Raw genomic sequence first — 24066 nt, 5'->3', positions numbered from 1 at the left:
CATGCAGATCTACAATACGCTGACGCGCAGCAAGGAGACGTTCACGCCGATCGAACCGGGCAAGGTTCGCATGTACGTCTGCGGCATGACCGTCTACGACTACTGCCACCTGGGCCATGCCCGGGTGATGGTGGCGTTCGACGTGATCACCCGCTACCTGCGCTGGCGCGGCTTCGACGTCACCTACGTGCGCAACATCACCGACATCGATGACAAGATCCTCAAGCGTGCCGATGAGAACGGCGAGAGCATCGCGGCTCTGACCGAGCGCATGATCGCCGCCATGCACGAGGACGAGGCGCGCCTCGGCGTGCTGCGTCCCGACCATGAGCCGCGCGCCACGGGTCACGTGGCCGAGATCATCGCCATGGTCGAGACCCTGATCGACAAGGGCTATGCCTATCCGGCCGCCAACGGTGACGTCTACTACCGGGTGCGCAAGTTCGAGGGCTACGGCAAGCTCAACAACCGCAACCCGGACGAGATGCGTGCCGGTGCCCGGGTGGAGGTCGACGAGCACAAGGAGGATCCGCTCGACTTCGTGCTGTGGAAGGCGGCCAAGCCGGGCGAGGCGAGCTGGCCCTCGCCCTGGGGCGAGGGGCGGCCCGGCTGGCACATCGAGTGTTCGGCGATGTCCACCTGCTGCCTGGGTAATACCTTTGACATTCACGGCGGCGGGCCGGATTTGACGTTCCCGCATCACGAGAACGAGATCGCCCAGTCCGAGGCAGCCACCGGCAAGCCCTACGTCAATACCTGGATGCACGCCGGTGCGGTGCGGGTGAACCAGGAGAAGATGTCCAAGTCGCTGGGCAACTTCTTCACCATCCGCGAGGTGCTCGAGGTCCACGACCCCGAGGTGGTGCGCTACCTGCTGGTGGCGAGCCATTATCGCAGCCCGATCAACTATGCTCCGGAGTCGCTGGCCGAGGCGCGCAAGTCGCTGGAGCGCTTCTATACCGCTCTTGAAGGGCTGGACCTGGAGAGCGGGGAGAAGTCTGGCTCAGGTGAGGCCGAAGGCCGCTTCGCCGAACGCTTCACCGCCGCCATGGACGACGACTTCAATACGGCCGAAGCGCTATCGGTGCTGTTCGACCTTGCACGCGAGCTCAACCGGGCCAGGAAGGAGATGCCCGAGAGGGCGCCTGCTCTGGCTCGGGAACTGCGCCGTCTGGGTGGCGTGCTGGGACTGTTCGGCCAGGACCCACAGGCCTTTCTCAAGGGCGACCAGGCGGCACTGCCGCTGTCCGAAGCAGAAATCGAGGCGCGCATCGTGCAGCGGGCCGAGGCCAAGCAAGCCAAGGACTTCGCCAGCGCCGATGCCATTCGCGACGAGCTTGCCGCACTCGGTATCGTGCTCAAGGACTCTCGCGAGGGCACGAGCTGGATCTTCGAGGCGCCCAGGCAATAAGCGCCCCGTAACGCCTCTGCGCCCGGCCTCGGCCGGGCGCTTTCGTCTCCGTTCAGGTGGCAGGACGTGGGCGGGGCGGCAACGGTATCTGCAGTGGCCAACTGTCATCCACGATGAATAGCCGACGATGGCGGTTATCTGGCCTGGCTGGGGCAAGCAGCGCTATCTGGACCGGAGAAGCCGGGCGCGAGAAATGCTGGGCCAGACGAGCCTCGACGTCGCGCAGTGGCAGGAACGCTTCTTCCCGTGGCAGCGCCAGCCAATGAGGCTTTACCAGCCAGGCGGCGCGAGTCTGGTGTGCCAGGCCGTCACGCAGGCGCTGCCAGTCGCGCCAGTGCAGCCAATGGCCGTGCAGATGGTCGGGCGCCGCCTCGCAGGGTGCGGGCATGGCCAAGTGCCAAGGGTAGAAGAGCACGCCCGGTATCGCCAACTGGGGCTGGATGGCGGCCTCGAAGGCGGGCCCGATGTCGCGTGGTTGGGTATGCTGCCGGATCGTCAGGCGAGTCTCGGCTCGTTCGGTCAGACGCAACTGATGACGATCCAGGTGCTCACGTTTGGTCGCCAGGCTGTCGGCGCCGCCGGGCCCGATCCAGCGCGCCTGGTCGTGGAGCTGGCCGGGGCCTTCCGGAAGTCCCAGATAGAACTTGATGGCCACCTCGAGATGCATCGGTGTCGGGTCGTCGCGTCGACGATAGAGCAGGTCGAGTTCGCCCAGCGTGCGCTTGCCTTGATGGATTCGCAGGTTGTTGGCCAGCAGGCGGGTGCCCGGGGCAGCATCGAGCAGGTACTGCCACAGGCGTTCATGGTAATGCCCCATGCGGCCATCCACGGTATCGCCCACGCGGCGCTCAAGCGCCTGGGGGGTGGCTTCCAGTTCGTCGAGCCAGGCATTCAAGCGGTCGTCGCCTTCCAGGCCCAGGTCCGCGCGGCTGGGACGTCCTGGCCAAGGGGTGCGGATCAGGTCGGGCGCCAGCACGATCCAGGCCAGGTCGCGCACCAGCGGGTGATGGCAACGGGCAAGCAGGGCGGCAGCGTCCTCGGACATGGTGGGCGTATAGCTCCGCGTTGAGATCGGGTCTGACAGTCAAACTGTACACGCCTTATACTCTACTGACATTCACAACGGATGGTGGTGATCATGAAACGCTCCTTGTCCTGTCTGGCGGTGCTGGCTGCCGGTTCCCTGCTGCTCGCTGGCGGCGCGCAGGCCAGCGATCCGGTAACGGTTTCCTCCAAGATCGATACCGAGGGCTCGGTACTGGGCCAGTTGATCATTCAACGCCTGCAGCAGGGCGGCATCGAGACCGAGGACAGGTTGCAACTGGGTGCCACGAGCATCGTGCGCCAGGCGTTGATAAGCGGCGAGATCGACCTCTATCCCGAGTACACCGGCAACGGCGCCTTCTTCTTCGACATGACCGACAGCGACGTCTGGCACGATGCCGAACAGGCCTTTGATACGGTACGCGAGCGGGATGCCGAGAATGGCCTGGCGTGGCTGACGCCGGCACAGGCCAACAATACCTGGGCCATGAGCGTGCGTGGCGACCTGGCCCGAGAGCATGGCCTGGAGACCCTCGAGGACCTGGCCGAGTACCTCAGCGAGGGTGGTGAGTTCAAGTTTGCCGCCAGCGCCGAATTCGTCGAGTCGGAGCAGGCCTTGCCCGCCTTCCAGCAGGCCTATGGTTTCGAGCTTTCGTCGAGCCAGTTACTGGTACTGTCCGGTGGCAATACCGCCGCCACCATGCGTGCCGCCGCCCAGCAGACCAGTGGTGTGAACGGCGCCATGACCTACGGCACCGATGGCGGCCTCAACGCGCTGGACCTGGTGGTGCTGGAGGATACGCTCGGCGTGCAGCCGGTCTACCAGCCGGCACCGGTGGTGCGCCAGGAGGTGCTCGATGCCCACCCGGAGATTGCCGAGCTGCTCGAGCCGCTGTTCCAGTCGCTCGATCTCGAGACGCTGCAGGAACTCAACGGCCTGGTCGCGGTGGAGGGGCTCGACCCGCGGCAGGTCGCCGAGGAGTATCTGGCCGGACTACAGGACTGACGCGTGGGTGAGGGTAGATACGCTCCCAACTGGGTCCTGTTGAGTTTGATGCTGGCCGGGGTGGCTGCGTGGCTTACGCTCGATGCGATCAACGTTGCGCCGAACCGGATCGTGCCCGGCTCTCCCTACTCATCGCTCGAGGTCATGGGCGGCTTGCCGGCGCTGCTGATGGCCTTGCCGATGCTGGCCGTGGCGGTACTGGCCTGGCAGCCGAGCCACAAGGGGCTGCGGTTGTCGCTCGTTGCCGTGGTAGCACTGCTGACGTTGTTGCCGCTGTGGCTCTCGGCGGCGACGGCGGTCCTGGTGGATCCTGCCATGCCCCAAGCACGCGTCGGTATCGGCTCTGCCCTCTGGCTACTGCTGTTCCTGTTGCTGCTGGCGCTGATCGAGCTGCGCACGCGGCTGGGGCTGTCGCGGCCCTTGGGCTGGCTGTTGCTGCTGCCTATGGTGCTTGGCTGGTGGCTGGCGCTGGCCCTGTGGCTGGAGCCATTGGCACTGCAGCGCGAGTACCAGGCACGCAGCGATCAGTTCACCAGTGCTCTGACCACACACCTGATGCTGGTTGGTGCCGCGGTTGGCGCCAGCCTGGTGCTGGCTTCGCTGCTGGCCTTGGCCATGCGCCGGAATGCCGGGGTTCGGCGGGCGGGGTTCGGCGTGCTCAACTTCCTGCAGACCATTCCCAGCCTGGCGCTGTTCGGTCTGCTGCTGGCACCGCTCGCCTGGCTCGGCTCACGCGTCGACTGGCTGGCAACGATTGGCGTCAGCGGGATCGGCTGGGCGCCGGCTTTCCTGGCCCTGCTCGGCTACAGCCTGCTGCCCATGGTGCGCAACATCCATGTTGCACTGGAGGAAGTGGACCCGGCGGTGATCGAGTCGGCCCGCGGCATGGGCATGAGCCGACGGCAGGTCTTCCTGCAGGTGCGCCTGCCGCTGGCGCTGCCGGTGGTGCTGGAGGGCATACGCATCACCACGGTGCAGGCCATCGGCCTCACGGCAGTGGCCGCGCTGATCGGTGCGGGGGGACTTGGAACCTTCATCTTTCAAGGATTGGGACAGGCGGCCATGGACATGGTGCTGCTCGGCGCCTTGCCGATCATCGGTCTGGCGCTGATGGCCGATGCGCTGTTCGGCTCCCTGAGTGAACGATTTCGCCCTGGAGGGGCCGCATGATCGAACTGTTCGACGTGACCAAGCGCTTTGGCAGCGAGAACGCCGTCGATGGTATCTCGCTGCGGGTCGAGAAGGGGGAGCTGTGCGCGCTGGTCGGAACCTCGGGCTGTGGCAAGTCGACCACCCTGCGCATGATCAACCGCCTGATCGAACACGATGGCGGCGAAATTCACCTGGACGGCCAGCCGGTACGCAACTTCGATGAGGTGACGCTGCGTCGGCGCATCGGTTACGTCATCCAGAGTACCGGGCTGTTTCCGCATTGGACGGTGGCGCGCAACATCGGCCTGGTGCCGCGCCTGCTCAAGTGGCCCCGGGCGAAGGTGCGTGAACGGGTCGAGGAGCTGATGCAATTGCTGGGTCTGCCGCTGGCGGAGTTTGCCGACAAGTATCCGCGTCAGCTGTCCGGGGGCCAGGCTCAGCGTGTCGGCGTGGCCCGGGCATTGGCCGCAGACCCCGACATTCTGTTGATGGACGAACCCTTCGGGGCGCTGGATCCCATCACCCGTGAGACGTTGCAGCATGAAATGCGTGAACTGCAGGCGCGGCTGCACAAGACCGTCGTCTTCGTCACTCATGACATGGACGAGGCGTTGGCGCTGGCCGACCGGCTGGTGGTGATGCACCAGGGGCGGATCGTGCAGCAGGGCAGGCCGCTCGAGCTGCTGCACGACCCGGTCAATCCCTTCGTCGAGTCGCTGCTGGGTGGCATGGACCGTGGCCTCAAGGAGGCGGCGCTGATCCAGGTCAGCGAACGCATGCTGCCGCTGGGTCCGCGCTTGCTTGCCAGCGAGCGGATCGCCTACGGTGCGTCGCTGAGCCAGGCCTTGTCGGTCATGCTGTGGCACCAGGTGGATCGCCTGACGGTGGTCGACGAGGAGGACATTCCCATCGGCGAGCTGTCGCTGCGACGCCTGCTCGGAGCCAAGGCGCCATGAGGCCAGTCTCGCTCACCGGTCGGCGCATCACGCCCTGGGCCAGGCAGCGACGGTGGCTGGCGCCACTCGCCTGGCTGGCTTTGCTCCTGCTGCTGGCAACCGGCATGGGGCAGCTCGAGTGGCTGTTCCGCCTGATCGAGCCGGACATGCGGGAAGTCATTTACCGGCGTGCCGGGTTCTTTGCGCTGCTGGGGCAGCACATCCTGGTGGTGGGCGTTGCCTCGCTGTTGGCGGTCGTGCTGGGCGTGGGAGCGGCGGTTGCCGTTACCCGCCCCGCAGGCAGGGACTTCCTGCCCCTGGTGTCGCAACTTGCCTCCATCGGCCAGACCTTTCCTCCCGTTGCCGTGCTGGCCCTGGCCGTGCCGGCACTAGGCTTCGGCACCCTGCCGATCATCGTTGCGCTGCTGCTCTATGGCTTGCTGCCGATCGTACGCAATACCCTGGTCGGCATCGGCAGCATCGATCCCGACGTGCACGAGGCGGCCCGCGGCATGGGCATGACTGCCGGTCAGGTCCTGCGCCAGGTCGAGCTGCCGTTGGCTGCCCCGGTCATCCTTGCCGGCATTCGTACCTCGGTGACCATCAACATTGCCACCGCTGCGCTGGGGGCGACCGTGGGCGCAAGCAACCTGGGCGACCCGATCATCTCCGGCATCGTCAACGGAAATACTGCCTATATCCTTCAGGGGGCGCTGCTGATCGGGCTGCTGGCAATTACCGTGGATAGTGTTTTTGAACGGCTCATTCCCACCAGCCAGACCTGAGGTGGCGAGTTCGCCTGTTGACTGGAGGTCTGCCAGTTCATTCGTCGTATAAACGCTGGTTGACTAGCAAAATAGGTGCGTTTAGGTTCATCTTACGTTAACGTCAACCTTCCAGCGTTGGCGATCTGCTGGAGTGACCCTCTGGCAGCTGACTACATTAGAGTCAACACTGCCCTCACGAGGGGCGGTATTCCTCCTGCCATTACCAAGGACCAGGAAGATGACAACAACACACGATGTCCACACGCCGAGCTTCATGACCGGCGACGAGTTCCACATTCCCACCTTCCGCCTGCTGCAGCAGGATGGTTCCCTGTACGAAGGCGCCGAGGCTCCCGAACTCGACGAAGAGAAGGCGCTGAGGATCTATCGTGCCATGCTCGTCACGCGCGTGCTCGACGAGCGCATGATGGCGGCGCAGCGCCAGGGCCGGCTCTCCTTCTACATGCAGTGCACCGGCGAGGAGGCAGCGGTCATCGGCGCCACCGCGGCGCTGGACGATGCCGACATGATAATGGCCCAGTACCGCGAGCAGGGCGCGCTGGTCTATCGCGGCTTCAGCTACGACGAGTTCATGAACCAGCTGTTCGGCAACGAACTCGACTACGGCAAGGGCAGGCAGATGCCGATCCACTACGGCTCGCGCAAACTGCACTACATGACCATCTCGTCGCCGCTGGCGACCCAGATTCCCCAAGCCACCGGCTATGCCTACGGCCAGAAGCTGGCCGGCGAGGGCCACTGCACCATCACCTTCTTCGGCGAGGGGGCGGCTTCCGAGGGGGATTTCCATGCCGCGCTCAACATGGCTTCGGTGCACAAGGTGCCGGTGATCTTCTTCTGCCGCAACAATGGCTATGCGATCTCGACGCCGGCCAGCGAACAGTTCGCCGCCGACGGTATTGCCCCACGCGCCTTCGGCTATCGCATGCACGTGATCCGTGTCGATGGCAACGATGTGCTGGCGGTCTACCGCGCCACCCAGGATGCGCGCAAGATCGCCGTGGAGATGAACCAGCCGGTGCTGATCGAGGCCATGACCTACCGGCTGGCGGCTCACTCGTCTTCCGACGATCCTTCCGGCTACCGCTCGCGCAAGGAGGAGGAGGCCTGGCGCGAGAAGGACCCGATCCTGCGCATGCAGCGCTGGTTGATCGAGCGTGGCTGGTGGAGCGAGGAGCAGGAGAAAGAGCTGCAGGACACTCTGCGTCGCGAGGTCCTCGAGACCATGAAGCGGGCCGAGAAGCGGCCGCCGCCGCCGCTCGAGAGCCTGGTCACCGACGTCTATGCCGACGTGACGCCGGCGCTTCAGCGTCAGCTCGACGCCCTCAAGACCCATATCCGCAAGCACCCCGGTGCCTATCCGAAAGGGGCGAGGTCCCTCGACCCGGACGTCAAGGCGCCGGACGGTGGCCACAAGGCCGGCGACGAGCAGGGAGGAGCCTGAGATGCCTAAGATGAACATGCTTCAGGCGATCAACAACGCGCTGGATATCGCCATGGCCGAAGACGACAAGGTGCTCTGCTTCGGTGAGGACGTGGGGGTATTCGGCGGGGTTTTCCGCGCCACCAGCAACCTGCAGGAGAAGTACGGTCGCGAGCGTTGCTTCAATACGCCACTGGTGGAGCAGGGCATCATCGGTTTCGCCAACGGCTTGGCGGCCCAGGGCTCGGTGCCGGTGGCCGAGATCCAGTTCGCCGATTATATCTTTCCGGCCTTCGACCAGATCGTCAACGAAACAGCCAAGTTCCGCTTCCGCTCCGGCGATCTGTTCAATGTCGGCGGCCTGACGATCCGTACCCCCTATGGTGGCGGCATTTCCGGCGGGCTCTATCACTCCCAGTCGCCCGAGGCCTATTTCGCGCACACTCCCGGGTTGAAGGTCGTGGTGCCGCGCAACCCCTACCAGGCCAAGGGGCTGTTGCTGTCGGCGATTCGCGATCCCGATCCGGTGATCTTCTTCGAACCCAAGCGCCTCTATCGGGCCTCGGTGGGCGAAGTTCCCGAGGAGGATTTCCAACTCCCCATCGGCGAAGCCGAAGTCATCAAGGAGGGAACCGATATCACCGTGCTCGGCTGGGGCGCGCAGATGGAGGTGATCGACAAGGCAGTGGAGCTGGCTGAGAAAGTCGGCATCTCCTGTGAGGTGATCGACCTGCGCAGCATTCTTCCCTGGGACGAGGATACCGTGGTGGAGTCGGTGCTCAAGACCGGCCGGCTGCTGATCACCCATGAGGCGCCGCGCACTGGCGGGTTCGCCGGCGAGATTGCCGCCACCATTCAGGAGCGCTGCTTCCTGTACCTGGAATCGCCCATCGAGCGGGTGACGGGGCTGGATACTCCCTTCCCGCTGACGCTGGAGAAGGAGTACCTGCCCGATCATCTGAAGATCTTCGAAGCGATCAAGGCATCCGTGGCGTTCTGACGCCCGATATCAGGACAGGAGAAGACAATGAGCGATTTCATGCTGCCCGATATCGGCGAAGGTATCGTGGAGTGCGAAGTAGTCGAATGGCGCGTGAGTGAGGGCGACGAGATCGCCGAGGACCAGCCGGTCGTCGAGGTGATGACCGACAAGGCCCTGGTCGAGATCACCGCCCCCGAGGCGGGGCGTGTCACCCGGTTGTACGTGGCGAAGGGCGACATTGCCAAGGTGCATGCGCCGCTGTTCGCCTACGAGGCGACGGGAGAAGTAGACCTCGATACACCGCCGCGACCTGCCGCACGAGAAGAGGATGAGGTGGCGAGTCCCGCCACGGAAGCGCCGGCTCCCGAGCCGCAGCCAGATTCCGTTTCCGCACCTGCCGCCAGATCGACTGCCACGGTCAAGGATTTCATCCTGCCCGATATCGGCGAAGGCATCGTCGAGTGCGAGGTGGTGGAGTGGCGAGTGGCCGAGGGCGAGCACATCGAGGAGGACCAGCCGCTGGTCGACGTCATGACCGACAAGGCGCTGGTGGAGATCACCGCCCCCGAGGCGGGTACGGTGAGCAAGCTCTACGTACCCAAGGGCGACATCGCCAAGGTCCATGCCCCGCTGTTTGCCTATGTACCGGCTCACGCCGAGGAGAGTGAGGAGGCGGGGGACGCTGAGGCGTCTCGTGCCGAGCCCGGTGTGCAGCAAGTGCGTATGCAGGAGGAGAACCTCGCGGCACCAGCCGGCGGCGGCCGCGGTCCCTATGGGCGTATCCCGGCGAGCCCCGCGGTGCGTCGCCTGGTGCGCGAGCACGGCCTGTCGCTAGAGGCGATTGCCGGCTCGGGCAAGGAGGGGCGCGTGCTCAAGGAGGACGTGCTGCGCTATCTGGATAGCGATCAGCGCGAGCACGGCGAAGCGCAGCCCGCACAGGCGGCTTCTGACGCCAGCTCCGAGGTTTCCCGGCGCAGCCCCGCGCTCACCACGCCGGTACGCGAAGAGGGCGAGGTACGTGTCGAGCCGATTCGCGGTGTGCGCGCAGTGATGGCACGGCGCATGGTGGAGTCGGCCAGTACCATTCCGCATTTCCAGTACGGTGAGGAGATCGACGTCACCGAGCTGCTGGCGCTGCGTGAGCGACTCAAGCCGGTGGCCGAGGCGCAGCAGGTGCGCCTGACGCTGATGCCGTTCTTCATGAAGGCGCTGGCCCTGGCGGTTCGCGAGGAGCCGATCCTCAACGCGCGGCTCAACGCCGAGGTCACCGAGATCCACTACCTGCCGTCGGTCAACGTCGGCATGGCGGTGGACAGCCGGTCGGGGCTGATCGTGCCCAACGTCAAGCGTGTGGAGCAGCGCAGCGTGCTCGACGTGGCGCGTGAGATCCAGCGCCTTACCGCGGATGCCCGCGAAGGCCGGGTGGCGCAGGAAGACCTCAAGGGCGGCACCATCAGCATCTCCAACATCGGCGCCTTCGGCGGCACCTATGCGGCGCCGATCATCAACGCACCGGAGCTGGCCATCGTCGCCATCGGCAAGAGCCAGTGGCTACCGCGCTTCGACGAGAGCGGCGCGGTGGTGAAGCGGGCGATCATGACCGCCACTTGGGCGGGCGATCACCGGGTCATCGACGGTGGTACCATTGCGCGCTTCTGCAATGCCTGGAAGGGATACCTCGAGGCTCCGGAGACCATGCTACTTCACCTAGGCTGAGGCCGGTTCATGTCCCAGGCGCCGCTGCAGCAGTTCTACATCCCGGAAGAGCAGTCGATCTACCTGCTCAGCCACGACGATGCGCGCAAGCTCAAGGAGTGGGTGGCGCTGTGTCAGGCCCAGCTCGAGCAACTGGGCTACCGGGATACCGAACTGATCGGCAAGGGCGCCTACGGCTTCGTCTTCGCTGGGATCACCGCCCACGACGAGGAGTACGTCTTCAAGTTCACCCGGGTCAACCTGCCCCAGCAGCTGCAGGATCGCCTCGAGGAGGAGGCGTTCATGCTGGAGCAGGTCGACCACCCCCGGGTGCCGAGGCTGATCGCCTTCCAGCGCGTGCGCAGCCAATCGATCCTGGTGATGCAGCGTGCGCCAGGTATCAATCTGGAAGAGGTCTCGCTGCGGGAGGGGCGCCTCCCACCGCGCCTGGTGGTGCGCATCGCCGACCAGCTCGCCGACATCCTGCGCAGCCTGCGCCGCGAGTCAGGGCCGGCGGGGCGGCCCATCGTGCATGGCGACATCAAGCCGTCTAACCTCGTGTTCGATGCGCGCCGCGAGGCGGTGGCGCTGATCGACTGGGGCTCGTCGGTGTTCGCCCAGCTCGACGCCAACCAGCAGTTCGTGGCGGCCAACGTCATGGAGCTGATGTCGGAGAATCTGCAGCAGACCAACGCGCGCCTCGGCGACGTCTACTTCATCGGCGAGGAGCAGTTGAACGGTGCGCTGTCATCGCCGCGCTTCGACGAGCAGGGCGCCGCCGGTACGCTCTACGCGCTGGCCTCGGCCCAGTCGTGTCGTTTCGGTCATCGTGCCATTCCCGCCACTTCCCTGGGCCTGCCCATGGAGTTCGCGCGCATGCTTGACGGCATGCTCGACCCCGACCCGCGGATACGCCAGCGCGCGGGAGATCACTTCATTCGTGAGATGCCGCGCCTGGCGCGGGTGGTGATGATCGACCTGCCCGAAGCGCCGGAGATACCGCTGGTGCCAACCTGGGTGAGGCCCTCGTCGCGCGAGATCGACACCGTGGTTTACAGCTCGCGCAAGGCCTTCCTGCGCGAGGAGGGCGGAAGAGAGACGCTCAACGATGTCAACGACGTCCAGCTCGACCGCTACTACAAGAACTTCATGCAGGGCATGGGCGAGACCGAAAAAGCATTTCTCGCCGCGGTTAGCCGCCTGGGCAAGTACCCGGTGGTGGGCGGGCTCGCGGTGCGCTGGGAGACCGATGGCGTGTACATCGACACATCGTTGAATCTGCACGACACCAGGCTCAAACCGGCATTCGTGGCGGCGGTCAACAACATGGTCAACCTGGCCCGGGCGATCTATCGCCAGGGTATCTTCAAGAGCTGCCTGTTCAATGCCCGCGATACCCTGCACCTGGACCGCGAGAGCCCGACGCAACCCTTTTCCATCGAGCCCGGCATGCGATTGCGTTACGAAGTCAGCGCTGTGCCCGAACTGGAGGATCGCAGCCGGCTGCACAGCTACTTCGAAGATGGGCCCGACCCCGAGGAGTTCCTGGTCCTGCCGGAGACGATTATCACCTCGCTGGAGGCGCTCAACGAGATCCACCACACCGGCATGATCATCTTCGAGGCACTGCCCCAGCACCTCAAGATCCACAGCTACTACCGCCTGCTCGATCCTTCCCGCGAGACCGAGTTCCGCGACCGCCTCGAGGACATACTCGGTGCGGTGGGCCTGATCGAGGGGCTCGGTGTCTCCGGTTTCATGAAGATGCCCTACAAGGACACACGCTTCTTTGCTCATGCCGAGCGCCAGCCCGAACGCTACTACCCGCGTAATCCTCGTGACGAAACGCGGGACGGCAGCGTCCAGGCGTAGGGTACCCTCCTTGCTAGCGGGTCATGCTCTGCGGCAGGTAGAGCGCGATCTGGGGGAACAGGTGCATCAGCGCGATCGCGGCCAGCATCAGCAGGAAGAAGGGCAGCGTGGCCTTGGTGATGGTCACGATGTCCTTGCCCGTCAGGCCCTGTATCACGAACAGGTTGAAGCCCACCGGTGGCGTAATCTGCGACATCTCCACCACGATCACCAGGTAGATGCCGAACCAGATCAGGTCGAAGCCGGCGGCGCTCACCAGCGGCATGATGATGGCCGTCACCAGCAGGATCAGCGAGATGCCGTCGAGGAAACAGCCCATCACCAGCAGCAGCAGGGTCAACGCTACCAGCAACATGGTCGGCGACAGGCCCAGCTCGCCGATGGCGCGAGCGAGCTGCATCGGCACCTGGGTGAAGCCCATGGCCGAGGTCAAAAACGAGGCCCCGGCAATGATGAAGGCGATCATGCAGGCAGTGCGGATGGCGGCAAACAGCGATTCGCGGAACACGGCAAGGCCGAAACTGCCGTTCCAGCGGGCGATGACCATCGATAGAACCACCCCGACAGCGGCCGCTTCAGTGGGCGATGCCAGCCCGCCGTAGATCGACACGATGATGCCGCCGATCAGCAGCAGAATGGGTACGAGTTCCAGTGTCTGGCGCAGCTTCTTGGCCAGCGGCAGGCCGGATTCGTCCTGGCCCGTGAGGCCGCGGCGGTTGCCCCTGAGCAGCGACCAGGCAATGAGATATGTCATGAACAGGGCAAGGATCATTAGCCCCGGGCCGATGCCGGCCATGAACAGCCGCGAGATCGACTGCTCGGTGACCACTCCGTAGACGATCAGCACGATGGAGGGTGGGATCAGCAGGCCGAGGGTAGAGGCGCTGGCCAGGGTGCCGATGGCCATGTTGCTGTCGTAGCCACGGCGCTCCAGCTCCGGCAGGGTCATCTTGCCCACGGTGGCACAGGTGGCCGCCGAGGAGCCGCACACGGCGGCAAACATGCCACTACCAATGATATTGGTGTGCAGCAGGCGCCCTGGCATGCGGTTGAGCCATGGCGACAGGCCGCGGAACATGTTGTCGGCAAGCCCCGAGCGGAACAGGATCTCGCCCATCCAGATGAACATGGGCAGGGCGGTCAGGTCCCAGCCATAGCTGGCACCCCAGAAGTCGGAGGCCAGGATCGGGCCTGGTGCGAAGGGACTGAAGAAAGCCAGCGCGATCCAGGCGGTACCGATCAGGGCGAAGGCGATCCATACCCCGCTACCGAGCAGGATAGCCAGCGTGAGGATGGTGGCCAGACTGAGTATCAACACGTGATGTGTCTCCGTGTAGTTGGGGCGCGGCTCAAGGGAGATCGCTGTCGTCGTTGGCGGTCGCTTCGCGGAAGCGATCCGGTTCACGGATGGCGATGCGCAGGGTGTTCACCAGGGCCTCGGCGAGCGCCAGGCACAGCAGGCCCACCCCGATGGTCAGCACCGTCTGGGGAATCCACAGCGGAATCGACAGGAAGCCCGAGGAGACGTCATTGAATTCCCGGCTCTCGTGGACGAGTTCCACCAGCCCATAGCCCAGCAGTAGGCTGAGGGTCAGCGCCACCAGCAGGCAGAAGACCTCGAACCAAGCGCGCAACACCGATGGCAGGCGGGAGATCAGCAGGGTGACGCGAATGTGCGCATGGTGGACGAAGGTGTAGGCGAGACCGAGGAAGGTTGCACCCACCAGCAAGTAGGAGGCGATCTCCGACACGCCGGTAATGCCCAGCCCCAGGCGGCGCAAGCCGATCAGCACCAGCAGTGCGTCGACCAGACGGAAGGTGACCTGAAGGGCGACCAGGGCGCAGATCACCACCATGCAGGTAGCGGCACCCCAGGCGCCCAAGCGATAGAGCGCATTGAACTTGAAGGTCATGGCAGGAGCCTCGTGGCGAACTGAGAGACGTGGCAGTTGCCTGCCACGTCGTCATGACAAGGTGGCGCGCTCAGTTGCCGCGCTGCTGCTGATACTCTTCGAGCACCTGTTGGGCCTGCTCGTCGGCACGTTCTTGCCAGGCGGAAAACAGGCGGTCGCCGGCGGCCTGGAGGGCTGCTGCGACCTCTTCATTGGGCGTGGAAACGGTAATGCCGTTGGCCTGCAATGCCTCGAGGCTGGCCTGGTTGTCGTCACGGCTCATCTGCCAGCCGCGCTCCTCGGCCCGTGCCGCCGCTTCCAGCAAGGCTTCCTGCGTCGCTTCGTCGAGGCGATCGAAGGCGCGTTGGTTGATGAAGACGATGTTCTTCGGCAGCCACAGGTTGGCGTCGGTGTAGTGGGAGACGTAGTCCCAGGCGGTCATCGAGTTACCGGTGGAACTGGAGGTGATCATGGCGTCCACCCGGCCGGTACTGAAGGCGGTGGGGATATCCGACTCCTCGGTTTCGGTGGGGCTGCCGCCGAGATAGTCGACGTAGCGCTGGGTATTGATGTTCGGTGCACGTACGCGAAGGCCTTCGAAGCGTTCGGGGTCGTCGAGTTCGAAATCGGTGTAGATGCCCTGGGCCGGCCAGGCGACGGCGTAAAGCGGCATCATGCCCTGGTTGGCAAACAGTTCGGTGATGAGCGGCTTGGTGGTCTGCCACAGCTGGTAGGCCTCATCGTAGCTGCCGGCCACGCCCGGCAGGGTGTCGACCTCGAAGATCGGGTCCTCGTTGGAAAGGGTCGAGAGAAAGACCTCGCCGGCCTCGATGGTGCCGCGACGTACCGAGGACTTGATCTCGCCATGAGCCACCAGCGAGCCGCCGCTGTGAACGTTGATGGTTAGTTCGCCACCGGTGGCTTCCGCCACATCCTCGGCGAACTGCTTGACGTTCTTGGTATGAAAGCTGGCATCGCCATAGGGCGTTGCCATGGTCCATTCGGCGGCACTGGCCGCGGCGGAAAGGCTGCAGGCGGTCGCCAGCAGCAAGGAGTGGGACAGGAACTTGTTCATGGTTTTCTCTCTTGTTGGATCTACCAGGTTGCCTTCATGTTGCCAGTGGGTGTGTGATGGGACGTCTTGGCCGCACCCAACGGCCGGAAAAATCGCTGTGCGCCATGACCTCGATACGCGACTGGGCGTAGCGCTGGGCGCACTGCTGTGCCAGTTGCCCGACGCTGCGACAGAAGCGCGGGTGATTGGCGCTGCGCCAGATCACGTCGTAGTGCATCTCAGGCAGCGGCAGCGGCAGCTCGATGCGGTACAGCTTGCCGCAGCGCCATTCGTCGAGCACGGTGGCTATGGGCAGGGCGCCGATGCCGAGCCCTTCCATGGTCATGCGCACGATGGTCATCAAGGTGCTCACGCTATGGATGCGCGGCGATTCCACTCCCTGCATGGCCAGGTAGGCCAGCAGCTCCTCGTAGGGCCTGGCCTTCTTGCCAAAGGAGATGAAGGGCAAGCGGGTCAGCCACTCTTCACCGCAGCTGGCCAGCATCTCGACATGATCCGGCGAGACGAACATGCCCATTTCGTAGGGGCTCAACGGGACTCGGTCGATACGCTCGGGGTCGAGATAGCCATTCATGGCCAGCAGGATGTCGAGGTCGTTCTTCGCCAGTCGCCGATTAAGCGCCGGCGAGTAGTCGACGCTCAGCTCGAGAGTGAGCTGTGGATAGCGCTGGGTCAGACAGCGCATGAAATCGGGCAGCCAGCTATGGGCGATAGTCTCGATGGCGCCCAGACGCAGGGGGGCGGAGAATGTCTCCTTGTCGTCGAACAGCCTCAGGGCCTCATCGCGCTGTCGCAACAGTCCTTCGGCATGCACGAAGAATTCGCGGCCGCGCATGGTGGGCTGGATGGGCCTGGCCGAGCGCTCCAGCAGTGTTTCGCCGACTGTCGTCTCGAGACGCAGGATACGCTCGGAGATCGTTGGCTGGGTCAGGTGCAAGCGCTCCGCCGCTTTGCAGAAGGAGCCCAGCCTGACTGCCCAGACGAAGGCCTCCAACTCTTTGAAATCGAGCATGGTGGACCTGCTCAAGCTTTCTTGAACAGCTGTTCTTCGCGGTTCTTGAATGCCTTGAACTCCAAGGCATTACCGGAAGGATCGTAGAAGAACATGGTGGCCTGTTCGCCGGCTTCGCCCTTGAAGCGGATGTAGGGCTCGATCTCGAACTCCACGCCGTGATCGCGCAGCTTCTGGGCCAGGCTTTCCCAGGCATCCATTTCCAGTACCACACCGAAATGCGGTACCGGCACGCCATGACCATCCACGGGGTTCTTGTGGCTGGAAACCGGATTGTCCTTCAGGGCCGGGTTGAGATGGCAGACGAACTGATGCCCGAAGAGGTTGAAATCCACCCAGCTCTCCGATGAGCGCCCTTCGGGGCAGCCGAGGAAGTCGCCGTAGAAGCGACGCGCCGCTTCGATATCGTGCACCTGGATGGCCAGGTGAAAAGGATCTTTTACCGCCATGAGGGGGACTCCTGTTGTTGGCGTTATAGGGTCTCGCTTTATTTCATTGATAATCCTCAAGAGAGGACTCGTCAACCATTTTTCCACCGAATAACAATATGATAGGAGATGCCGATATTGAGTATCGTGAAAAACGATTGGTAATGGAAAAGAGCGCTTCATATAGTTGAATGCGCTACAAGAATAGTCGTTTGACACCGCTGACACAGGAGTCGTCATGGCCGTTCCCCTGCTCAACTGCGACATGGGCGAAAGCTTCGGCAACTACTCGCTGGGGCTCGACAGTGAAGTCATGCCCCATGTCGATTGTGCCAATATCGCCTGCGGTTTCCATGCCTCGGATCCTCATGTGATGCGCCGCACGGTACGGCTTGCGGCGGAGCATGGCGTGAGAGTAGGGGCGCATCCGGCCTATCCCGACCTGATGGGATTCGGACGTCGCTCCATGGCTTGCTCCGCCGAGGAGGTCGAGGATCTGGTGCTCTATCAGATTGGGGCACTCGCCGGTATCTGCCAGGCGGAAGGTACCACCGTCAGCTATGTCAAGCCGCATGGCGCGCTGTACAACGACATGGCGCGCGACCCCGAGCTGTTGCGTGCCGTGATGCGGGCGGTGCGCAGCTACGATCCGAACCTGCCGCTGATGTTGATGGCCACGGCCGACCCCGAGCCGAGCCGGCGCCTGGCGGAGGAGATGGGGATCGCCATCTGGTTCGAGACCTTTGCCGACCGGGCCTACGACGGCAAGGGCCATCTCGTATCCCGCCGCCTGCCGGGAGCGGTGCACCATGATCAGGCAACCATCGTTGCTCAGGCGGTGAGCCTGGCTCGTGGTGAGCCGCTCGAGGCCGCCGACGGAACGCTTCTGCACCTACCCTGTGACACGCTCTGCGTGCATGGCGACAACCCCGAATCGGTGGCGGCAGTGCGGGCCATTCGCGAGGCCTTCCAACTATTGAAGACGGCGTGATGATACGGCCACGTATCGAACTGACCGCCATGGACGTGTTCATGGTGCGCCTGTTCGACAGCATCGATGAAGAGAACATGCCCTGGATACTCGCCGCCGACCGAGCCTTGCGAGAGGCCTTTGGGCAGTCGCTGATCGATCTGGTACCTTCCTATACCACGCTGATGCTGCACTACGATTGCCTGTGCCTGGCGCATGAAGAGGCGCTGCAGCGTATCGAACGCGTCCTTGAACGGCTCGAGCCGGCCAATGCCGGGCTTGGCCGCCGTCATGAGATTCCGGTCTGGTATGACCCCAGCGTCGGCCCCGAGCTTGCGCGCGTGGCCGAACGGGCTGGTCTTACCATCGACGAGGTCGTGCGGCGCCACTGCAGCCGTGACTACCATGTCTTCGCCCTCGGCTTTGCTCCCGGCTATAGCTTCATGGGGCTGGTGGAAGAGGCGTTGGCCACGCCCCGGTTGAAGACACCGCGTCGCCGGGTAATGGCCGGTAGCGTAGGCATCGCTGATCGGCAGACTGCCATCTATCCGCTGCAATCGCCGGGTGGCTGGAACATTCTGGGACGAACCGCGCTGCCGCTGTTCGAGCATGCATGTCGCGGCGAACCGCTGCTGCTGCCGGGGGATCGGGTTCGCTTTGCGGCGATTACCCGTGACGAGTTCGAGCGGCAGGGCGGCGATACCGCGCCGCTGGAGGCTGCTCCATGAGCCACATGGCACGTCATGCCCTGCGCGTCGTACAGGCAGGCCCCCTGGCGCTCGTCGTGGATGGCGGCCGTTTCGGCGTACGCCATCTAGGCGTGACCCAGGGCGGTGCCGCTGACTGGATCTCCTTCTACTGGGCCAACTGGCTGCTTGGCAATGCGCTGGATGCCGCGGCGCTGGAAATCGTGATCGGCGGCGGCCTGACGCTGGAAGCGGAGCAGGAGACCACCTTGGCGCTGATGGGCGCGGACCTCGATGCTCAGCTCGATGACCGGCCGATTGCACCGGGCGCGACCTTTCGCATCGCTGGCGGCCAGCGGCTGACTTTCCGCCAGCCGCGCCAAGGCCTGCGCGCCTATCTGGCCGTGCCAGGCGGGTTCGATGTACCTGAAGTGCTGGGCAGCTGCAGCGCCACGCCCCGGGAGCAGTTGGGTGGGCTGCATGGTGATGGCAGGGCGTTGGGTAGCGGGGATCGGCTGGAGTGGGTCCGACAGGAGGCGAAGGGGCGTCGCCTACCGTTCGATCCGGCCAGGAGCGTTACGCTCACCGATAGTCGACTGGCGCTGGTACCCGGCTCGCAGATCGGCCATTTCACCGGCGCGAGCCTCTACCGTGCCTTTAATGCGACGTGGCGCATCGACACCCGTGCCGACCGCATGGGCGTCAGGCTATGCGGGCCCGAGTTGCACAGCCGGCTGGGCAGCATGATCTCCGAAGGGATCCCGCTCGGGGCAGTGCAGGTGCCCCCGGACGGACAGCCCATCGTGCTGCTCAACGATCGCCAGACCATTGGTGGCTACCCACGCCTGGGGGCGCTGACTCCGCTGTCAGTCGCTCGCCTGGCCCAATGCCTGCCCGGCGAAGAAGTGAGTCTGGTAGCGACGTCTCGTGAGCGAGCGCTGGCGAGCCACCGACGCTGCCTGGACGAGTTCCGCTGAAAGCGATGCCGCCGTAACGGTCGATCAGGCGCCCAGCCCGCTCTCGCGCAGCAGCTGGTCGAGGGTGGGCCGGTTGCTTGGCAGGGGAGAGCTTACGGCCTCTTCCAGCAGGAATTGGGCTTCCAGGTCGTGCATGCCGACGGCAAGGCAGCTCTCGATCAACTCCCCCTTGCTCTTGCCGGTACGCTGAGCAAGTCTCTCGAGGCGGGATTCGATATCGCGGGAAAACCGCAGCAGATGTGGCATGTCACCCTCCCTTGGCCCTGCGTCAACCGGGCCGGCTCTTCTGGTTTACTCTCAACATAAGCCGTTGCGTTCGGCCTGTCATCTCCCATTCTGGGGGCCGTGCATGACAGGATGGTGACGGAAGGCAGGGCCGCCAGGTCGTGCGCTTCAGGCCAGGCCGCGGCGGGTCATGACTTCGGTGATGATGGGCACCGGGGTCATCAGGTGTTCGCGCATCATGTCGGCGGCTCGCGTGGCCTGACGTTCGAGTATCACCTCGACCAGCGCCGCGTGCTCCTGGCGCTTGCGCTCCAGGGCCTCCTCGGAAAATACCGTTTCGCGCAGCCACAGGTGGCGGTAGCGCTCGACCTGGTCGAACAGGCTGTCGCGCACCTGCAACAGGTGAGGGGAGCGGCAGCCGCTCACGATCGCCGTATGAAAGGCCTTGTGCCGAGCATCCCAGACATCCAGCAGCTCATCGGGGGAGTTCACTTCCATGACCTTTGACAGGGTGTGCGCCTTGGCCAGGATGTCGGCTTCCCAGCCGTCGTCGCCGCGCTCGATGGCCAGCTTGAGCATCAGCCCCTCGAGCTGGGCTCGTGCATCGTAGAGGTCGCGGAGCTCGGCCAGCGACATGGGGGCGACCCGATAGCCACGCTGGCTGATGGCCACGACCAGGCGCTCGGCAACGAGCTGGGAGAGGGCTTCACGCAGTGGGCCGATACCCAGCTCGTAGCGCTCCTTGAGCCGGCTCATCAACAGCTTCTCACCAGGCTGGAACACACCGCGAATGATATCGTGCTTGAGCCAGCTGTAGGCGCTGATACCAAGATTCTGGCGTGGCGTATCCATCGTCATTGTCGTTGTTCCCTTGCTTTTGTCGAGCATGATAACCAATCGCTACCGTAGCTGGTAACCTCTCGACATTCATATCAACTGTCTATATTCGCTGCGGGCCGTTTGGCTTGGCAAAAAGAGGTCAGCGTTGGCCTATCTGCGCTACTGTCCAGTCGACCAGTTCGCGTGCCAGCCTGTCCGCCGCCGTGCCGAAGGCATCGACCACTTCAGGGATGGCTTCGCTCTCCACCCGCTGTTGCTGGACGAAGCGCTGGCTGACGAGGACTCGCTGCGAGCGGGTGTCGATCAGTCTGACGTCGAGGCGTAGCGTTGCCACGGGCAGGCCGTCGCGATATTCGCTGTGAAAGGTGCGGAGGTCGCTGAGCAGTTCCAGGTCGGCCGACATCGAGGTGTCGTCATGCACCAGGTGCGTGATACGGCCATCGTCCTGGAAGGCGTCGAGCAGACGGTTGCGCATCAGCTGCGGCATGCTGTCGGCCCAACGGACTCCCTCGTAGACCTGAGGCTGATGGGGCAACGGGACGACGAGGATTCTCGAGCCATCGAGCAGGCCACTGGCGCGCGGTGTTGCCAGGCGCAGGGTTGTTTCGATTCGCTCATCCGCTTGGGGGGCGGGCTCGAGGCTGCGGGCAGGGAGTTCATACAGGGCGACCGGGGTACGTTCAGGCACCAGGCTGCAACTGGCCAGTGACAGGCTGATTGCCACTACCGCAGGCAGGGACAGGCGGTACGTCACGGGCTGAACTCCTCGATATGATCGCGCCCCAGTAGGAAGGCACGCGGGTTTTCCTCCAGGCGACGCATCAGGCGGTTCAGTGAAGAGAGCGTGTTGCGCAGTTCCAGTGTCGCCGGCCCCAATCCCTGCACGCCACGCAGGCCGCTCTCCAGGGCGCCCTGGTTGTCTTCCAGCAGTGATTCCAGGCTCTGGGCGGTACGTGCCAGGCTGGCGGTGACCTGGTGGGCGTCCACCAGCATGCCTTCCGCATGGCCCTGCATCATGCCGCTGGTGCGGTTGGCCAGGCCGCGGATTTCGGTAAGTGCACGGGCAGCCTCCTGGGACACGTCATTCAGGCGCTCGACCAGGCGTCCGGGTGCGTCGCCGAGGCTGGCCAACTGGGCCGTGGTGCGCTCCAGGTTGGCCAGTATCCGTTCGACGTTGTGCACGTTCTCTTCCGAAAGCACCTCCTCTAGCCGCGACAGCACGCGATTGACATTGCCCAGCAATTCCTCGCTGTCGCTGAGCATGGCGCTCAGCGGCGACTGGTCGGCGGTGATACGGGCCGGCCGGTCGCCACGGGTGACCAGGAGCGGGCTATCAGGGGCACCTCCGTGCAGCTGGATGGACATACTGCCGGTGATATTGGCCAGGGCCAGGCGCGCTCGGGTGTCCTGACGGATCGGCACCTGGCTCTCCACGCGAATGAGCGCCAGGACGTTGCGAGGATCGGCGGGGTCGAGGCGCAGGCTGACCACGTCGCCGACCCGAACGCCGCTGTACTCCACGGCGTTGCCTTCCGACAGACCGCTGACGCCGTGGTTGAAGAGAACCTCATAATGGGTATAGGCCTGGTCGCGGGTGCTCTGGTTGAGCCAGAGGGCGAACAGGGCTCCGCCGACGGCCGCCAGTACGACGAAAAGACCGATCACGACGTGGTGCGCGCGGGTCTCCATCAGCTTCTCCCCTCTTGTGGTGACGAATGTCGTTGTGCCGCCTGGTTGGCAGCCCGTCCCCTGGGGCCGTGAAAATAGGCGTGTATCCAGGGGTCGTCGGTGGCTTCTACCATGGACAGCGAATCGGCCACCAGGACTCGCTTGTCGGCGATGACGGCAACCCGGTCACAGCCCGAGTACAGCGTATCGAGATCGTGAGTGACCAGGAAGACGCTGAAGCCGAGGGCGTCGCGCAGGGTGATGAGCAGCCGGTCGAAGGCAGCAGCGCCGATCGGGTCGAGGCCGGCGGTGGGCTCGTCGAGAAACAGCACCTCGGGGTCGAGGGCCAGGGCGCGGGCGAGTGCGGCGCGCTTTACCATGCCGCCGGAGAGCTCCGACGGATTTAGCCGGGCGGAATCGGGCGGTAGCCCTACCAGTGCCAGCTTGACCCGAGCCAGGCGCTCGGCGTCGGCACGCGACAGGCCGGCATGCTCGATCAGCGGCAGGGCGACATTCTCCTGCAGGTTGAGCGAGGAGAACAGGGCACCACGTTGAAACAACACGCCGAAGCGTCGCTCCACCCTGGCACGCCGTGCGGGAGACAAGCGCTGCAAGTCTTCGCCGAAGACGCGGACGGTGCCGCCGTCGGGTCGCTTGAGGCCGACGATGCTGCGTAGCAACACCGACTTGCCGGTGCCTGAGCCTCCCACCACGCCGAGGATCTCGCCACGCCGGATGTCCAGGTCCAGGCCGTCGTGCACCACATGGCGGCCGAAGCGGTTGACCAGGCCGCGTATCTCGACGATGACATCGCCCGACTGATTCACCAGCCCATCTCCATGAAGAACAGCGCCGCCAGCGCATCGAGCAGGATCACCATGAAGATCGACTGCACCACGCTCGAGGTAGTGTGCTCCCCGACCGATTGGGCGCTGGCGCCGGCCTTGAAGCCTTCCAGGCAGCCGATCACGGCAATGACGAAGGCGAATAGCGGCGCCTTGCCGATACCTACCAGGAAGTGCCCTAGCGGGATGTCGCGCTGCAGGATGTTGAGAAACTGGGTGGGGGATATGTCGAGTGCGAGGGCGCACACCAGTGCCCCTCCCAGTATACCACTGAGCATGCCGATCAAGGCCAGGATCGGCAGGCTGATCATCATTGCCAGCACCCGGGGCAGCACCAGCATTTCGATGGGGTCGAGCCCCTGCGCGCGTAGTGCGTCGAGCTCCTCGTTGGCCTTCATCGAGCCGATCTGGGCGGTGAAGGCGCTGGCGGTGCGGCCTGCCAGCAGGATCGCTGCCAGCAGTACCCCGAACTCGCGCAGGAAGGCGTAAGCCACCAGGTTGACGGTATAGATGGTAGCGCCGAAATCGCGCAGAACCGTGGCGCCGAGGAAGGCCACCACTGCACCGACGAGGAAGGTGAGCAGGGCGACGATGGGAATGGCGTTGAGCCCGGCCTGCTGGACGTGCGCCACCAGCGAGGTGACCCGCCAGCGCCAGGGCATGACCAGCGTGGCCAGCAGTGTGCTGAGCGTGAGGCCGATGAAGGCCATGAGCTTGAGCTGCTGGCGAGCAAGCAGTTCGACGACCTGCCCAAGCCCTGCCAGGGCCGACAGTGGGTTGTTGCGAGGCGCTGGTGGGGCAAACGTAGGGGTGCGAGTGGCATTGGCGACTGCCTTGAGCAGCGCCTGCCGTTCGGGTGGCAGGTTGGGCGCCCACTGGGCGATGTCACGTACGGTGTCGGGGCCTAGCAGGTCGACCAGCAGGGCGGCGCCGGAAGTATCCAGTTCACCGAGCTGCTGCAGGTCGACCGAGTCGGCCTCGTGTATCTTGGCCACGGCTTCCCGCAGCCTGGCATAGTGCGGCAGCGTCCAGTCGCCAACGGCTCTCAGACGATGGGCATCCTGCTCCAGCATGCCGGGACGCGAAGCGGTGTCGGGCATGGCGAGTGGTCCATCTCTCCCTGAAAATGGGGCATCTCGC

At 64.5% G+C, this 24066-nt stretch carries 24 protein-coding genes and 1 pseudogene; 13 read left to right on the top strand and 12 right to left on the bottom strand.

Translation table 11 applies throughout. The annotated features are described in order from the left end of the window. The first annotated feature begins 1 nt into the window (after window position 1). Window positions 2–1411: a cysteine--tRNA ligase gene (gene cysS / locus ACUY1T_RS01400; protein ID WP_446019932.1), complete on the top strand. Its 1410-nt coding sequence runs from the start codon at window positions 2–4 to the stop codon at window positions 1409–1411. A 52-nt stretch (window positions 1412–1463) separates the two neighbouring features. Here the strand turns inward: cysS and ACUY1T_RS01395 are convergent, their stop codons facing one another. Then, complete coding sequence (locus ACUY1T_RS01395; protein ID WP_446019931.1) at window positions 1464–2456, bottom strand: DUF1853 family protein; 993 nt, start codon at window positions 2454–2456, stop codon at window positions 1464–1466. Between the two features lie 93 nt (window positions 2457–2549). Here ACUY1T_RS01395 and osmF point away from each other — a divergent pair, with 93 nt between their 5' ends. The 9 genes and pseudogenes from osmF (at window position 2550) to ACUY1T_RS01350 (ending at window position 12308) form a co-directional block, all read left to right on the top strand. Beyond that, window positions 2550–3461: a glycine betaine ABC transporter substrate-binding protein OsmF gene (gene osmF / locus ACUY1T_RS01390; protein ID WP_446019930.1), complete on the top strand. Its 912-nt coding sequence runs from the start codon at window positions 2550–2552 to the stop codon at window positions 3459–3461. A 48-nt stretch (window positions 3462–3509) separates the two neighbouring features. Next, on the top strand, window positions 3510–4631 hold the full coding sequence (locus tag ACUY1T_RS01385) for an ABC transporter permease (RefSeq protein ID WP_446020214.1): 1122 nt from the start codon (window positions 3510–3512) through the stop codon (window positions 4629–4631). Further along, the gene (locus ACUY1T_RS01380) at window positions 4628–5569 is read left to right on the top strand and encodes an ABC transporter ATP-binding protein (protein ID WP_446019929.1); all 942 of its coding nucleotides are present in this window, start codon (window positions 4628–4630) and stop codon (window positions 5567–5569) included. Before ACUY1T_RS01385 ends, ACUY1T_RS01380 begins: the two co-directional genes overlap by 4 nt. Continuing rightward, window positions 5566–6333, top strand: coding sequence for an ABC transporter permease (locus tag ACUY1T_RS01375; RefSeq protein WP_446019928.1), 768 nt, complete (start codon window positions 5566–5568; stop codon window positions 6331–6333). The genes ACUY1T_RS01380 and ACUY1T_RS01375 overlap by 4 nt, the downstream gene beginning before the upstream one ends. A gap of 220 nt (window positions 6334–6553) precedes the next feature. Beyond that, window positions 6554–7780, top strand: coding sequence for a thiamine pyrophosphate-dependent dehydrogenase E1 component subunit alpha (locus ACUY1T_RS01370; RefSeq protein ID WP_446019927.1), 1227 nt, complete (start codon window positions 6554–6556; stop codon window positions 7778–7780). Window position 7781: 1 nt separating this feature from the next. After that, a complete protein-coding gene (locus ACUY1T_RS01365) occupies window positions 7782–8759 on the top strand; it encodes an alpha-ketoacid dehydrogenase subunit beta (RefSeq protein ID WP_446019926.1) in 978 nt (325 codons plus the stop codon). 27 nt (window positions 8760–8786) lie between these two features. After that, window positions 8787–8945, top strand: a pseudogene (locus ACUY1T_RS01360) (biotin/lipoyl-containing protein); the annotation flags it as partial. A gap of 225 nt (window positions 8946–9170) precedes the next feature. Continuing rightward, entirely contained in the window at window positions 9171–10457 is a 1287-nt protein-coding gene (locus ACUY1T_RS01355; protein WP_446020213.1) for a 2-oxo acid dehydrogenase subunit E2, read from the top strand. Window positions 10458–10466: 9 nt separating this feature from the next. Further along, window positions 10467–12308 carry a protein kinase domain-containing protein gene (locus ACUY1T_RS01350; RefSeq protein ID WP_446019925.1) on the top strand — a complete coding sequence of 614 codons (1842 nt, stop codon included), beginning with the start codon at window positions 10467–10469 and terminating at the stop codon, window positions 12306–12308. A 13-nt stretch (window positions 12309–12321) separates the two neighbouring features. Here ACUY1T_RS01350 and ACUY1T_RS01345 read toward each other — a convergent pair whose 3' ends face one another. The 5 genes from ACUY1T_RS01345 to ACUY1T_RS01325 all read right to left on the bottom strand — a co-directional run bounded on the left by ACUY1T_RS01345 (window position 12322) and on the right by ACUY1T_RS01325 (window position 16736). After that, window positions 12322–13626, bottom strand: coding sequence for a TRAP transporter large permease (locus ACUY1T_RS01345; RefSeq protein ID WP_446019924.1), 1305 nt, complete (start codon window positions 13624–13626; stop codon window positions 12322–12324). Window positions 13627–13657: 31 nt separating this feature from the next. Beyond that, window positions 13658–14221, bottom strand: a complete 564-nt coding sequence (locus ACUY1T_RS01340; protein WP_446019923.1) for a TRAP transporter small permease — start codon at window positions 14219–14221, stop codon at window positions 13658–13660. Between the two features lie 70 nt (window positions 14222–14291). Next, the gene (locus ACUY1T_RS01335; protein WP_446019922.1) at window positions 14292–15275 is read right to left on the bottom strand and encodes a TRAP transporter substrate-binding protein; all 984 of its coding nucleotides are present in this window, start codon (window positions 15273–15275) and stop codon (window positions 14292–14294) included. 34 nt (window positions 15276–15309) lie between these two features. Next, entirely contained in the window at window positions 15310–16287 is a 978-nt protein-coding gene (locus ACUY1T_RS01330) for a LysR family transcriptional regulator (protein WP_446019921.1), read from the bottom strand. An 11-nt stretch (window positions 16288–16298) separates the two neighbouring features. Next, window positions 16299–16736: a VOC family protein gene (locus tag ACUY1T_RS01325; protein ID WP_446019920.1), complete on the bottom strand. Its 438-nt coding sequence runs from the start codon at window positions 16734–16736 to the stop codon at window positions 16299–16301. A 217-nt stretch (window positions 16737–16953) separates the two neighbouring features. Here ACUY1T_RS01325 and ACUY1T_RS01320 point away from each other — a divergent pair, with 217 nt between their 5' ends. From ACUY1T_RS01320 to ACUY1T_RS01310, 3 genes are read left to right on the top strand one after another with little or no spacing between them, the layout of a single operon-like run. Next, window positions 16954–17706, top strand: a complete 753-nt coding sequence (locus tag ACUY1T_RS01320) for a 5-oxoprolinase subunit PxpA (protein ID WP_446019919.1) — start codon at window positions 16954–16956, stop codon at window positions 17704–17706. Beyond that, window positions 17706–18413, top strand: coding sequence for a 5-oxoprolinase subunit PxpB (gene pxpB / locus ACUY1T_RS01315; RefSeq protein WP_446019918.1), 708 nt, complete (start codon window positions 17706–17708; stop codon window positions 18411–18413). Before ACUY1T_RS01320 ends, pxpB begins: the two co-directional genes overlap by 1 nt. A gap of 5 nt (window positions 18414–18418) precedes the next feature. Beyond that, complete coding sequence (locus ACUY1T_RS01310) at window positions 18419–19348, top strand: 5-oxoprolinase subunit C family protein (protein ID WP_446020212.1); 930 nt, start codon at window positions 18419–18421, stop codon at window positions 19346–19348. 24 nt (window positions 19349–19372) lie between these two features. On the opposite strand, the gene ACUY1T_RS01305 is transcribed toward ACUY1T_RS01310, so the two are convergent. The 6 genes from ACUY1T_RS01305 to ACUY1T_RS01280 all read right to left on the bottom strand — a co-directional run bounded on the left by ACUY1T_RS01305 (window position 19373) and on the right by ACUY1T_RS01280 (window position 24026). Continuing rightward, window positions 19373–19594, bottom strand: a complete 222-nt coding sequence (locus ACUY1T_RS01305; protein ID WP_446019917.1) for a hypothetical protein — start codon at window positions 19592–19594, stop codon at window positions 19373–19375. A 147-nt stretch (window positions 19595–19741) separates the two neighbouring features. Continuing rightward, window positions 19742–20431 (bottom strand): DNA-binding transcriptional regulator CsiR, encoded by a 690-nt coding sequence (csiR, locus tag ACUY1T_RS01300; protein WP_446019916.1) that lies wholly within the window; start codon window positions 20429–20431, stop codon window positions 19742–19744. A gap of 121 nt (window positions 20432–20552) precedes the next feature. After that, window positions 20553–21167, bottom strand: a complete 615-nt coding sequence (locus ACUY1T_RS01295) for an ABC-type transport auxiliary lipoprotein family protein (RefSeq protein WP_446019915.1) — start codon at window positions 21165–21167, stop codon at window positions 20553–20555. Continuing rightward, window positions 21164–22102 carry an MlaD family protein gene (locus tag ACUY1T_RS01290; protein ID WP_446019914.1) on the bottom strand — a complete coding sequence of 313 codons (939 nt, stop codon included), beginning with the start codon at window positions 22100–22102 and terminating at the stop codon, window positions 21164–21166. The genes ACUY1T_RS01295 and ACUY1T_RS01290 overlap by 4 nt, the downstream gene beginning before the upstream one ends. After that, window positions 22102–22908, bottom strand: coding sequence for an ABC transporter ATP-binding protein (locus ACUY1T_RS01285; protein ID WP_446019913.1), 807 nt, complete (start codon window positions 22906–22908; stop codon window positions 22102–22104). The genes ACUY1T_RS01290 and ACUY1T_RS01285 overlap by 1 nt, the downstream gene beginning before the upstream one ends. Continuing rightward, window positions 22905–24026 (bottom strand): MlaE family ABC transporter permease, encoded by a 1122-nt coding sequence (locus tag ACUY1T_RS01280; protein ID WP_446019912.1) that lies wholly within the window; start codon window positions 24024–24026, stop codon window positions 22905–22907. The genes ACUY1T_RS01285 and ACUY1T_RS01280 overlap by 4 nt, the downstream gene beginning before the upstream one ends. Window positions 24027–24066: the final 40 nt, after the last annotated feature.

The sequence above is a fragment of the Billgrantia sp. Q4P2 genome (genome assembly GCF_052806135.1).
This window is presented reverse-complemented; position numbering and strand designations above follow the sequence as displayed.